We start from the raw sequence: 13,518 nt of genomic DNA, 5'->3' as shown, positions 1-13,518 counted from the left end.
AACTAATCTCCTTTGTATAGTTGTTTTATATAATGAAATTCTGCTTCCAACCCATCGGATAGAGAAACTGTTGGAGAATATTGCAGTAATGTATTGGCCTTAGATATATCTGCCCATGTTTGCTTCGGTTCCCCAGGAACTGATTTTAGAAATTTTTTGGTTGCTGATTTCCCTGATATTTTTTCTAAAATAGAAATGATGTCTAAAATGGAAGCCTGTTCCTTTCCACCGATATTGATAACTTCACCTATTATACTTTTTTTGGTCTCTAAAGCTGCCACCGTTCCTCGTATACAGTCATCAATATAGGTGAAATCTCGTGTTTGTGTTCCATCACCAAATATTGTGAGAGGTTTATCTTCTAAAAGTTGTTTAATTAATCTATGAAATGCCATATCAGGACGTTGTCTTGGCCCATAAACTGTGAAATACCTTAAAATAACAATTGGTATATGAAAATTTTTGTGATAAACATGACATAAGTGTTCACCACTTAATTTGGTAACACCGTATGGAGATAGGGGGGTAGGTAATAAATCTTCAGAAACTGCGCCAGATTTTTCACCGTAAACAGAAGATGTTGATATATGAATAAATTTATCTAATTTTATGTGTTTACAGGATTCAAGCAACTGCTGTGTAACTATTATATTATTTGAAACATAAGACTGAAAATCTTTTCCCCAACTTGTTCTCACACCAGGAATAGCAGCTAGATGATAAACCACATCTATATCTTGTAATAGTTTTGATAAATCTATATTTAAAATATCTTCTTGTATGAATTGAAAACGTGAATTCAATTCGAGAGATTGTATATTATCTGTCTTTAAAGTGGCTGGAGTAGGACCGATGAAATGATCAATTCCCACTACATGATATGCACTATTTTTAAGTAACGCTTGACACAAATGTGAGCCAATGAAACCAGCGGCTCCTGTTACAAGTATTTTCATGACCGCCCCACTCCAATATATTGTAATCCGTATTTTTCTATTTCATCTTTTTCAATGCAATTGCGTCCATCTACGATTGTGCGTCCCTTCATAACTTGTTTGACTTGTTTCCAATTAAGTGTTTTAAATTCATCCCATTCCGTTGCGATAATAATGCAATCGGAATTTGTGATTGAAGTTTCTAGGTTATCATGCTGTGTAACTTGTCTTTTTAAATGTGGAGGAAGAAGAGCTTTGGGGTCATAAGCATGTAGATCATAGCCATGAGGAATTAATTTTTCAAGAAGTATTACGGCAAGGGAGCTACGAATATCATCCGTATTTGGCTTAAATGCAATTCCTAACACCGTTATTTTTTTTGAAAAGGGATTTTTTATAGCTTTTTGAATCTTTTCAACATAGAGATCTATTTGTGTGGAGTTAATGGATTGTACAGCTTGTAAAATAGGAACCGCTACGTGTTTATCACTTGCTGTATAGATGAGTGAATGTAAATCTTTTGGGAAGCATGATCCTCCATATCCCAGTCCCGCCTGAAGAAAATGAGGGTTAATTCGAAAGTCATGGCCAATTCCTTTTGCCACCTCAACAATGTCAATGTTATATGCATCACAAATCCGAGCGATTTCATTTATAAATGATATTTTTGTAGCTAAAAATGCATTGGATGTATATTTAATCATCTCTGCTTCATTTAGACCAGTACAAACAAAAGGAGCACTAATTCCTTTATATATATTCTGCATAATTTTTAACGACTTTTTGTCACCTTTTTGGGTTCCTATAATAGTTCTATCTGGGTGGAGCATATCACGAACAGCAGAACCTTCACGAAGAAATTCAGGATTAGAAACAATATTGAATAGGGATGATGAAACACCAGATTTAATAAGCTTTTCACATATTTGCTGATTTGTACCTGGTGGAACTGTACTTTTGGTAATAATAGTTTTATATGATGTTATAGCTGGAACTAGTAGATCGATAACAGAATAGATATATTTTAAATCCGTCTTTCCACTTGATATAGAAGGAGTCCCTACAGCAATAAAAATAATGGGCGATTGTCGAATAGTGCTATCAATATCACAACTAAATTGTAATCGTTTTCGATTTTTATGAATAAGTTCTTTTAAATCTGGTTCATAAATGGGGCATTCTCCCTTTTGGAGAGAGTAAATTTTATCTTGATCTTTATCTACGCATATCACATCATGACCTAAGTCTGCTAATACTGCTGCTGATGTAATACCAACATAACCAGAGCCTATAATACATATCTTCATATGCTAATCACCTTTCTAAACTTAGTACTAGTTGTAACAGTATATTGATGGACAAGTTAAATTGGTGACAAGTAAAAGGGCCTATTCATATAAGCAATGAAAGTAGGCAGAAGGTAAAGGCCTCTTTTAATTTCATTATGCGCAGGTACAGAGGGTGCTGAATACATTGTTATAAACAATTGAAGGAGAGAAGATTAGTGATTAAAAAAGCAATTATTCCAGCAGCTGGTTATGGCACTAGGAGCCTTCCAATTACAAAGGTAATTCCAAAAGAAATGTTTCCTATAGGTAATAAACCGGCAATTCACTATATTGTGGAAGAGGCTGTGAAGTCGGGTGTTGAGCAAATATTAATTGTACTTTCTAGCAGAAAGGATTTAATAGTTGATTACTTTGATCAATCATTAGAATTGGAAGCTTTTTTGGAAAAAGAGAAAAAATCGCATCTGTTAAAAGAGCTTATTGTCCCTAAGATTCAAATTCATTATATAAGACAGCCATATGCGAAAGGGCTTGGTGAAGCGATAAAATTAGGTGAAACATTTATTGGTAATGAACCTTTTGCTGTACTTTTACCAGATGATATTGTAGTTTCTGATAAAGAAACCGCTTTAAGCCAGTTAATTAAAATTTATAAAGAGAAGAAAAATAGTGTAATAGGCATTCATAGGGTACCAAATGAATGTGTAGAAAAGTATGGTATTATTGAAGGGAATATTGTAAGAGAGGATTGTATAGATGTTACAAATATTGTTGAAAAACCAAAAGTAAACCCTCCATCTAATCTCGCAGTAATTGGTAGATATGTTTTCACACCGGATATCTTTCCATTATTAAAAAAGCTTCAACCTGGTGTTGGGGGGGAATATCAATTAACAGATGCGATACATTCTTTAATTATGACTAAAAAAGTATATGGAAAAATGATTGAGGGTAAACGATTTGATATTGGACAAGAAGATGAATATATGCAGCTTCTTAACCTTTTATATGCAAAAAATAAAGTAAGTAAGCATTGATTTATGGAAAAAGATTTAATCAATATCCATTTTAGATTAAGAAGAAATTCCTGAAGATTTGATGAAACATATGTAAAAGTTAAGGGAATGAGGAATATCTATGTCGTATCTCTGAGTCAGTAGGGGATGGGGATACAATCAACTTTTACTAATAAAAAAGAAAAGATCATATGACTGCAGATCGTTTTTTCAAAAAAGTCTCGCGGTCTTTTCGGATTTTTTAGCTTTTTGCAATTACAATAGGGCAGAATGCACAATAACTGATTATAATTGCAAATGCAAAAAAGAGAAAAGATAACAGACAGCATCTCAATAGACTCTTTTTAGGTTTTGTATGTCCAAAGAGTTGTGCAGGTATAGATAAGGAAAGCATCTATACCAGATGCTTTTTTCTTTGTTATATAAAAATTACACATTAAACGCTTTTAATGGATATATTAGTTATAGTTGGGGAGAATCATCATATAGTGATACTGAACGGTTTCCAACCTGTTCCCCTATTTTTTTCAAAAGAGAGCACTTATTGTGAGAGTGCTCTCTTTTGTTTTCACTTTTTGGGAAGGACAAGCATATATTGAATAGAAGGACAGGCTTGCAGGTTTGTAATTTATTTTATTTCAATGCTCATTGAAAACTACTTATCACATTAAGGGAGTCCCTACTAGCACAGGTGCTTTCTTTTTATTAAATAACATGGACATTTGAGTAGATAATGTTTTCAGGAGCTACCCGCCACTTAACATCCTAACGGACTGTTTAAAGTGAGGGATTCTCGGTGAATCATTACTTTTATAGCTAACGAATTTGTCCTAAGACAGCCGAGCTAACTTGTTTTGTCTTCTAAGTCAATACCAAAATTCTTCAATATGTTCTAGTAAAACAATCAGAAATTCTTCTATTGTATAGTCACGCATTAGAATTTGGCTTTTTTGATTGAAGTGATAGAAGGAATATACTTTTTTGAAATACGGTTGAAGTCAATGCCGTTGCTATGCAAGTGCAGTTGCTACCCAAATAAAATGATGATTGTTCTTACTTTATATAAATTGGCGTTCTTTTATAAAGTTTTTTTGCTTACTTCTGCCTAAAGAAAAGATACTGTACAGTAATTTTTTATATTGATATAGCTCTAAAGAAAATAATTACAGTTTGCATTTATATTTAAAAATTTTAATAATAAAATATAAAGTGTTCATTTTAACAAATTAGTTATTTAGTAACCAAAAAAATAGGAGTGCCTGAAGAGCACTCCATGATGCCAATAACAACACTATAAAAATATATGAGTGGTTTAACTAAATATGTTTTTATTTTTATATTTTTAAAAAAATCCTTTTAAAAATGAAAGAGTGCCCTGAAAAGTGCTCTTTCATCTAAACATACATTGAAAAAGAATACACGATATTGTATGTATGTTTTTAATGGTGGTGCAATTTTGAAACAAAATCTTTATTAAAATTGAATCAACCCCAAGGTGCGTTTCAAGGGGTTGAAAATCGAGAAGTATTATTATGTTGGAAGTAAAGTTATTGCAATTGTCGATTCCATAATAATAACTGTTAGAAACTTTAATAGTATAACTAATTATTGAGTATAAAAATATATGAATTGCAAGAAAATGAACAAAAACGTTACTTCGTACGTCAAGCTAGTCAGTACAATTAACTAACGGCATGATGAAAAAAGAAGCCTTGCATGAAATGTTACAGTGCCTGACTAGGATAAGTTATGTCATACTCACAAGCGATTTTAACATGGATTTAGAGGTAAATAAATTGGAGAATGTGTCCAATTGTTCTGTAGGGATTATTTTAAACAAAAAATCTATTTGGTATGTAATTAGAAGAGCACTTAGGAAAGTGCCCTTTTGTAAAGATTATTCAATCTAAAAAGAGAGGATACAATATATCATATGTAGTTATGTTTGGTAATTGTGTGTCTTTTATAAAAAATTTTATTTTGTCATAAATAAAAAGGTGGTTCTTTTTACAACCATCAAACAACTCCAGTAAAACAGAGCACTTTTTTTCAAAAATGGAATATGAAATAGTCTGAAAAAAGTTATAGGATGTAATCTCATTTTTCTAATTCAAGTGACTATTTTAATTCATATAAAAGGGCAGTCAGCAAAAGCTAACTGCTTATTCTAAAGATAACAATCTAGATGTATAAATGGTGCTGATATAGATAGGTTCAAATGAAGTTTTTCTGCTTTACATGTTATATTGTTTCACTGACTTACTTTTTGATAGGACTAATTTTAATTCTATTAAAATTAGTAACAGATTGTCCAAACTTTACTAATCTACCTTACATAGTATGTAGTAATAAATTAAAAGGAGGAATTTAGTATGTCTTATTACTACTGTAATCATTGTAAGGATTACAAAAAGAAATATCATGATTGTCATAGAAGCAATAAGAGTTATGAAAAATGTGATAAAAAGCATGAGGAGAAACCTTGGGTTAATGTAAAAGTAAATTGTTGTTCTGATGATAACCAATATAATCTTGTAAGAGCATCTGCTTTTAGAGCTGTGAGCGCAGTTAATCAAAATGTACCAGCAAATACATTTGTTAAGGTTTTATTCCAAAATGAACAATTTGATTTAGCAAATGAGTATAATCCAGCTACATCAATTTTCATTCCAAAGACAAGAGGTGTTTATTCTGTTATTGGGACCATTGCGTTCATTCCCAATAATCTAAACACAAACTATAGAGCGCGGGTAGAAATTCGAGTTAATGGAAATCCGGCAATTGCAATAGATAATGATTTTTTTGGTCCAATAAACTTTGCTAATGTTGTTGCTGTTTCATCAATCATTCAGTTAAATGCAGGGGATATAGTCGAGATTTTTGCACAAAGTAGTGTAGCTGGAGTTATTTCTAATGTAGAAAATAGTACGCATTTTGAAGCTGCAAGATTTCCGTCTCCAAACGCATAAGTGGTATGAAATTTTTTAAGTGATTTTATATAAGGAAAGTCCATAATTTATATTTGACTTGCATTTATGCAAGTCTTTTTTTCGATAAAAAGAGAACGTTTCCGAGGATTTAAAAAAAACAACCAATATTACTCTATACCTGTACAGTTATTTGAAAAAAGGATAGAAAAGAGGTTAGAGCTAAGAGACGATAATCTTATGAAGATGGTTAGAGATTCAAGAAGCAAAATGTACTATTGTGTCAGCCCAGGAAGAAATAGCGGCAGCAAAAAGGAAAGCATGGTGGAAGTTTTGGAAGTAAGTACATTCATTAGTGGGTGTACTTATTTTTGTGAAATTAAATAATAATGAAAGATTATCAGACAAAAGTTAAAAGTTCATTACAAAGTATACAACATACTATATATCTGCAAATAAAACTTATGCGTAAGTGCAATAGTAAAAAGGGCTACTCAATATGAATAACCCTTTTCTATAAATTGCTAGAAAATAACGTATTCATAACTATTTAGAATACTTTTCAAACGCCTTACTAATAACTACAAGTCCTATTATGAAAGAAAGTGTTCTTATAATTAATTCAGCAACTAGCAAATCACCCATAGTCTTTGAAACATCATATAATTCACCAGTAATAATAATTGGTGCCATGATTATTAGTATTCCTATTAGAATTTGAATAAACAGAATATATTTAGGTTGCAGAGAGATCACCTCCATTAAATTAGCATGTATAACGAACTTAACATGTAATTAAGAAGTAATCGACCATTTAAAAATTTATCAATTTTAAAAATATACATATCCTTCTTTGTAAATATATTTATAGTGACTTGTCGCATAAGATGCACTAAAACCTACACTTCCTGTCTTCCCTACAGTAATGGATACATTGCCATTAAAAGTAATTGTGCCATTATTATGAAAATCACCATTAACAATATAGAAAATTCTGTTAGGATCCTCTAAGTTCGCTTGAAATGTACCATTGAACGTTTTAGAAAGACCATTTGCATCTCTATTCATATTAATATGTTTTATTTCCTTAATACCCCTGAAGCTTCCACTCCATTCATTTGTTTCACAATAAAACCTTAATGAAGGGCTATAGAAAGGTGTTACTGAAAAATTAGTTGTTAGTGTTCGGTACGTACCGGCAAGTGTTGTAGCAGATGATTGTCCACGAGCTTTCCCCTGAGCTATGAGTTGCTGAGAGATTTCTTCTCTAGGTTTAATTGAAATTCTTTTTGCAAATACCTAAGTCTGCATGTTTATAATCACAATATTTTCTAACAAATAAAAAAGCCAATGATACCTTCGCGTACAGGAAATTGGCTTTTTCTATATGAAAAATCGCTTAGCCTACGAAAATAGCGTTTGGTTGCTGCCCCTCCTAATAGTTATATTAAAATTGAATCCAACCTGTAATATTATTTCCTTGTGTAGTTATTGGAAACGGCCCTTTCCATACTTCGTTTTTACTATCAAAGCAGTAAGAGTATAGACGTGTACCTAGTCTGTCATCTTTTTTTTCCATATGTACAATAGCAACTAAGTTACCTTGGACGCAATTGCTACGGAAATTACTCTGAAACAGCGCAACATTTTTTACAGAGTACATATCTGGAATTTTTGGCTCTGATTTTCTTTCTACCCAAGAAGTTAGAGGTGAATCATTCTTTCGGTAATAATGAGCAAGTCTGTTATTCATTGGGACAAGCATTTCGAAGTCACCATTGGAACAAAGTGTTTCATGGTTACGTATCTTACAAAACTTTTTGAATTCAAGATTCGAGTGAAAGGTACTTTGAATAAATGCTGGATTACCTGTAATACCCGTTATTGGCTTTTTGTATACTAATATTTCCTCCGGGTTACTCCAGGTTAGGGTATCAGTGTTCAAATAATAATAATATAATGACCCAGTTGGTTTTTCTCCAAGTATGTCTTCTAACCATGCGATTGCCTCGAGTCTTCCATGAAAGCCATCATCCTTATAGTTACTTTGAATTAATGCTACACCCTTGACTGTTTTACCCTTAGGAACAGTTGGCTGCCACTTAACTAATTCCCAATCTGCCCAAGGTGGAGAGCCTGGTTTTTCCATATTAATTGAACAATACTTTAACTCATTGTCAAGTGGAATTAACATTTCTAAATTCCCCTTTTTACCAAAGGTACTTTGTATCAGAGCAGGCTTCCCCGAAACCCCATTAATTAAATTCCCGTCAACTATTACTTCTTTCGGACCAGCCCATTGTTGCTTTTGCTCAAAGAAAGAGTAAGAATAAAGCTTGGTATTATTTGCTCGTGCGATTGCCTCGAGATTCCCATGTATACCCATATCTATAAAATTACTTTGAAACAAAGTAACATTTGTTATTCCAATCCGGTCCTCTTTAAATGGAGGAGGATTTTTTTTCCAATCCTGAGGTCCTGTATCACAAGATGAAATTAGATTATCGTTGTTATGAGAAAGATATTCCAATGATTCGTCTTGGATTATTAGTAACTCGTAGTTTCCTTTTATACCAATAGTGCTTTGTAACGCATTTCCGCTATGAGGGAATCCAACCAACTCAGGTACAACGGGAGGTAACGTAATAGCTCCAATGTTTAAGTTTTCATTGTCAGCACCTTTCCAGCTAATGAAAAGCGAATCAAAGGGAGAGTCCTGATTCGCGGCTAGCAATGGACTTTTATTGGAAGATTCATAAGATAAACGTTTATCATGGAAAGTTAGCCCAAAATCATCTGAGACCATGATGTTTAGATACTCGTCGTTGCCTCTCCACGCTAGAAATAGTCGATTTACATGAAATTCTATTGTCGGTCCTGCTTTACTTTCTTCGTTAAGTTGTTTGTAATTTGGACTTATATTGACAGTTCCATTTGGGCTTGTGAAAACGCCTACTACATAGATATGGTCGTCTTTTCCCGTAAATGCCAAAATAATATTAACATTATTAGATGCCAATGCAGGACTATAATTGCTCGTAAATCCCAACTGATTATTTTTTTTTACAGTGACCTTTCCATTTGGATCAACGTCCATAATGGCTACATAGATATGATCGTCTTCTCCTGTATGTGACAATAACAGCTGACTTTGATGAGAAACCAATGCAGGACTACTGTTACTCGTAAATCCTAACTGATTATTTTTTTGAACGGTGATTTTTCCATTTGGATCAATGTCCAAAACCGCTACATAGATATGATCGTCCTCTCCTGTATGTGACAACAACAGCTGACCTTGATGAGTGACCAGTGCAGGACTGCTGTTACTCTTATAATTTAATGTTACCTTATTCTCAAGAAAGCTTTGGCCAATTCCTTGGAAGTTTATGTTTGCTATGTTAATATGATCATCTTCTCCCGTCCATGCAATAAAAAGTTTGTCTTGTCTAAATACAAGTGAGGTTCCATAGTCACTTGTGTCAGTTAACGTAGTTATTTCAGCAATTGGGTACATTGCCTGAATTGCCTCTAAATCTCCCCTAGTTAACAATGTATTTTGTCCAATAGTTGTGCAAGTTACATTGGAGATTTTCCCCGGAATTTCTGGATAGTGCATAATTGAGCAGCAGTTATAATCGCCCACCATAGTACCATGTGGGGATATTAGATAATCTCTCGGATCAGTACTCATTACATTTACAAAATTATCTCGATCTGGACGTTGGTGTTCATGAAAAAGACCACAAGCATGGCCGATTTCATGTATTACAGTTCCAATCGCAAATTTATCTTTTGTCACATCGATATTGCAATAAATTATCTGCATACCTTTTGTTCTTCCAATATCAGATAAATATTCTTTACCGGACTTGAATATTACGTAATCACTTTCATTATTACGTAATACAAGCGGTACATCAGATTTATTATTCCATTGTTCAATAGCATCCTGAATTACTTGCCAGTCCAATCCATATTTCGGAAAATCTGCATCGCTAATTTCAAAAGGGATTTTACTACCTGGCCATCTTTTTTCTATATCACTAATTATGAATCCCATTGTGACCTCCTTATTTCATATACAAATAGATTTGAAAAATAATAAAATATATTATTAATATTCCAAAGGACAGGTAGTAATATTCAGCTTATTGGTTTTATAGCTCTAACTTAGTTCGAAAAACAGAAGACAAATTATTGAATTTAGTTAAGAAAATTAAAAGCTTCAAAAAACAACATGATACAGATATAATTAAACTTTTTTATAAAAGAATAATACGTAACTAAAAATAAATTTTAGTGATTGACACAATAATCTTATAATTTACCGTGGTATAAACTTAAATGATTAAAATAATATTTTTACCTTAAAATTTAACGTTTCTGTTTAGATGATATATAATGGAAATGTTAAACTCGTTTTTTTGTACATTTCAATCCAAATGCGGTAGGAGGAGATTTTTTTGACTCATCTTCGTCTGAAAATTTTACATGAAATCCACAATTTAGAAAGTACCCATTGTTCAATTTGCTCTCTGAACAACCTATCAGTGAATTGTACAGATGAGCAAGAACAGGCAAAACAGAGAAACTACAAACATTGTAAAGGTTGTCCCATTTTCGATTCCATACGAGAAAAAGGAGAGCAATTGAATTCTTTGTCGAAAAAGAGTACATTTAATAAAGTACGAGAACGTTATATGGAAAATCCATTTAAGTATCTTCAGTATAAGGAGTACTCAATCACAGATGTAGTAAAAGAAACAGGTTTAACAAAGTATCAACTAAGAAAATTCAAACAACAGCTAGAGTGAGAGTTTCGGATGAGGTGAGAAATGGACTATTTATCTTTAGAAGAGGTATGCGATAAGGTAGGTTTAACCAAAAATCAATTAGGCTATTTAATTAAGTATAAACAGATCGAACCTATCAATCTGGATACCTGGAAAGCAGATGGCGGATATCGTTTTGAGCAAGAAGACGTAAAAAAGCTAGAGGAATTATACAAAGACTCTTTAACATTAAAAGAGGCAGCTGAATTTCTAAATAAATCTAAGACTTACGTTCATAATGCGGCTAAAGATGGGATATTGCCCTTTAAAGAGATTGCTAAAGGGAAATCCACTGAACGATTATACTTAAAATCCGATTTGGAAATTTTCAAAGAAAGAATTGAAAATAGATCAAAAGAGGAGTCGAAAGAAAAAAAGCAGCATTTAAGTCTATACCTTGATGAAAAGGTATTGGAAGCAATAAAGAAAAAGGCTGAAATGAAAGGGTATAATGGCTACAAGAAGTTTGCTGAAGACATTTTAACCGCAGAAGTAAAAGAAGACATAGAAGAATAGAAATTTCAGAGAAAATAGACCCCCAAAAAACAAAAAACGTTATAAGGGGTCTATTTTTATTTTTAAGTAACCTTTTAACTTTCGAGTGTAATTGCATTATCTAATGATCCAAAAACGATTACAGACGATTTTAAGGAGTCGTTTTTCGGGTGCATTCCTGAAAAAATCACTGTAATTACAAAAAAAGGGTTAATATATATAAATTAGAAAATAGAGGAAAAGGTAATGAATAATTACAAGGGCGTTTTATTTAAAATGAAAAAAGTGAAAAGAAAGATATGAGAGGTAATGATACCAGGATTATAAATATAAAGACTTCATATGGAACTTATTAGGCCTATGAGTAAGCTAGAGAAATTGGGCAGATATACATCGCGGAATACATCAAAAAATATATTAGTTTTATTTCAAATTTATATTCTCAAAAAATAGCATATGAAACTAAGGTCAATTATAAAAAAACCAAGAAATATAGTGTACATATTTAGATTATAGTAAACTAAAATCTTATAAAACTCCTTAACTAAAAGATTATATACAGACTAAAATTGGACAGATTTTCTATTTTAGAATGTTGAAGTATGGTAAAATAGAAGTATAACTGTATATCGTGTGAAGGTGGGCTTGTTATTATCCCTTCTTTCCATTCGGAAGGAAAGGGGGTGATATAACATGGAATTTTTGTTTGAACTTTTAAAAGAAATTGCAAGAGCAGTTGTGCGTGAGGTTTCAGCATACGCACTGAAAAAGCAATTCGAAAAAAAAGACAACAAAAAACCCGCGCTTCACCGACCAAAGTACAAGCGTGGGTCTAAAAGAAAAAGATAATGCATAATAACAGCCACCTTGACAGTAGCAGTTATGAGACGGGATGTTGACAGCATCTCGTCTTTTTTAGTTTATGCAATTCAGTTAAGTACTATACTTTATATATACTGAATATGCATTCAATATATAACTAATCTAAAGTAACCATATCATATTTTTATTTTTTGGTCAACGTTTGGAAATATGAGGGACTAAATTAAGAGGTTTATTGTCACTTTACCTTTAAGTTGGCCAGAAAACTGTTGTTTTTTTGTAAGTGAGTATCTAATTTTTTTACGAAACTGGAAACATAAGCTGGTCGTGAGCAGCCATTGATATAACGGGAATGGATATTGCTAAAGGTTTTTATAGGCTTCCAGACACAAGGACTATTGTAGCTTTGGAATAATGCGAGACATAAAAAATATATAAAAACATATATTGGTGTAAAAAAGTGATGACTCATTATCTTGTTAGGAGGAAGCCGTTTTGGCTATTCAAAGAGATTGGGCTTTTTGTGAAAAATGTTACGGGTTGTTTTTTAACTTATACCCTGATAAGGGGAGTTGTCCTGGTGGAAGAGGTGGCCACAAGCAAGCACAAACAGGAATGGGTTACGATTACATGCTAAATCATAGTATCCCAAGTAACCAATATACTCAACCTGAATGGGAGTACTGCAAAAAATGCCATGGAATGTTTTTTAACGGTTATCCCAATAAAGGAATCTGCCCCTCAGGAGGTGTTCATGAGCGTCATAAAGAAGGATATCATTTTGTCCTAAAGCACGACACCCCTCGACTTTATTCTAATGAGCAGCCTTATTGGGATTTTTGTATCTATTGTCAAGGGTTGTTTTATAACGGGTTTAATAAAAAAGGAAGTTGCCCAGCATCCGAAAAGGTTATGCTTCTCGACGGAGATTACAAACATATTGGTGGTCACAAGAGACATCCACAGGCATATAACTTTATTCTTACATTTTGGACCGCATCTCCTCCTCCATATCCACTAATTGCACATTGTGGATGGCCGCCTAATCCGAGCATATGCCCAGGGTATCATTAAATATAGTGTAGATTTGAAGTGAAGTTTGATTAAAAATATGAAAAAGTCACTAAAAGAGAAAATCGGAAGCATAAGTTTGCCGTTCCAGCAAACTTATGGTACATATCACATTTATACTGAGATTC

11 protein-coding genes and 2 pseudogenes are annotated in these 13,518 nt (G+C 32.8%); 7 read left to right on the top strand and 6 right to left on the bottom strand.

Going from position 1 to position 13,518, the window contains the following annotated elements; all coding sequences use genetic code 11:
* Positions 1-2: 2 nt before the first annotated feature.
* Both V7S45_RS29130 and V7S45_RS29125 read right to left on the bottom strand, forming a co-directional pair.
* On the bottom strand, positions 3-956 hold the full coding sequence (locus V7S45_RS29130; protein WP_087965556.1) for an NAD-dependent epimerase/dehydratase family protein: 954 nt from the start codon (positions 954-956) through the stop codon (positions 3-5).
* Positions 953-2,242: a UDP-glucose/GDP-mannose dehydrogenase family protein gene (locus V7S45_RS29125; RefSeq protein WP_088344992.1), complete on the bottom strand. Its 1,290-nt coding sequence runs from the start codon at positions 2,240-2,242 to the stop codon at positions 953-955. Before V7S45_RS29125 ends, V7S45_RS29130 begins: the two co-directional genes overlap by 4 nt.
* Positions 2,243-2,439: 197 nt before the next feature.
* Here V7S45_RS29125 and galU point away from each other — a divergent pair, with 197 nt between their 5' ends.
* Entirely contained in the window at positions 2,440-3,261 is an 822-nt protein-coding gene (gene galU, locus V7S45_RS29120) for a UTP--glucose-1-phosphate uridylyltransferase GalU (protein WP_088344994.1), read from the top strand.
* Positions 3,262-4,109: 848 nt separating this feature from the next.
* Here the strand turns inward: galU and V7S45_RS29115 are convergent.
* Positions 4,110-4,267: pseudogene (locus V7S45_RS29115) on the bottom strand (DNA repair protein); the annotation flags it as partial.
* Positions 4,268-5,612: 1,345 nt separating this feature from the next.
* Here V7S45_RS29115 and V7S45_RS29110 point away from each other — a divergent pair.
* Positions 5,613-6,209 (top strand): ABC transporter permease, encoded by a 597-nt coding sequence (locus tag V7S45_RS29110; protein ID WP_166695720.1) that lies wholly within the window; start codon positions 5,613-5,615, stop codon positions 6,207-6,209.
* Positions 6,210-6,362: 153 nt separating this feature from the next.
* Positions 6,363-6,510 (top strand): annotated as a pseudogene (locus V7S45_RS29105) (DUF3967 domain-containing protein); the annotation flags it as partial.
* A 203-nt stretch (positions 6,511-6,713) separates the two neighbouring features.
* On the opposite strand, the gene V7S45_RS29100 reads toward V7S45_RS29105, so the two are convergent.
* The 3 genes from V7S45_RS29100 to V7S45_RS29090 form a co-directional block, all read right to left on the bottom strand.
* On the bottom strand, positions 6,714-6,929 hold the full coding sequence (locus V7S45_RS29100; RefSeq protein WP_033667167.1) for a hypothetical protein: 216 nt from the start codon (positions 6,927-6,929) through the stop codon (positions 6,714-6,716).
* A 69-nt stretch (positions 6,930-6,998) separates the two neighbouring features.
* The gene (locus V7S45_RS29095; RefSeq protein ID WP_342762005.1) at positions 6,999-7,235 is read right to left on the bottom strand and encodes a hypothetical protein; all 237 of its coding nucleotides are present in this window, start codon (positions 7,233-7,235) and stop codon (positions 6,999-7,001) included.
* A 379-nt stretch (positions 7,236-7,614) separates the two neighbouring features.
* Positions 7,615-10,230, bottom strand: coding sequence for a M12 family metallopeptidase (locus tag V7S45_RS29090; RefSeq protein ID WP_342762004.1), 2,616 nt, complete (start codon positions 10,228-10,230; stop codon positions 7,615-7,617).
* A gap of 403 nt (positions 10,231-10,633) precedes the next feature.
* On the opposite strand from V7S45_RS29090, the gene V7S45_RS29085 reads away from it, so the two are divergent.
* The 4 genes from V7S45_RS29085 (at position 10,634) to V7S45_RS29070 (ending at position 13,393) form a co-directional block, all read left to right on the top strand.
* Positions 10,634-10,984 carry a transposase gene (locus tag V7S45_RS29085; RefSeq protein ID WP_342762003.1) on the top strand — a complete coding sequence of 117 codons (351 nt, stop codon included), beginning with the start codon at positions 10,634-10,636 and terminating at the stop codon, positions 10,982-10,984.
* A 21-nt stretch (positions 10,985-11,005) separates the two neighbouring features.
* The gene (locus tag V7S45_RS29080; protein WP_088346662.1) at positions 11,006-11,518 is read left to right on the top strand and encodes a helix-turn-helix domain-containing protein; all 513 of its coding nucleotides are present in this window, start codon (positions 11,006-11,008) and stop codon (positions 11,516-11,518) included.
* 672 nt (positions 11,519-12,190) lie between these two features.
* The gene (locus tag V7S45_RS29075) at positions 12,191-12,346 is read left to right on the top strand and encodes a hypothetical protein (RefSeq protein WP_000394773.1); all 156 of its coding nucleotides are present in this window, start codon (positions 12,191-12,193) and stop codon (positions 12,344-12,346) included.
* Positions 12,347-12,814: 468 nt separating this feature from the next.
* Positions 12,815-13,393, top strand: a complete 579-nt coding sequence (locus V7S45_RS29070; RefSeq protein ID WP_342762002.1) for a hypothetical protein — start codon at positions 12,815-12,817, stop codon at positions 13,391-13,393.
* Positions 13,394-13,518 lie beyond the last annotated feature (125 nt).

This window comes from Bacillus sp. BR3(2024) (assembly GCF_039134555.1).
Lineage (GTDB): Bacteria > Bacillota > Bacilli > Bacillales > Bacillaceae_G > Bacillus_A > Bacillus_A cereus.
This window is presented reverse-complemented; position numbering and strand designations above follow the sequence as displayed.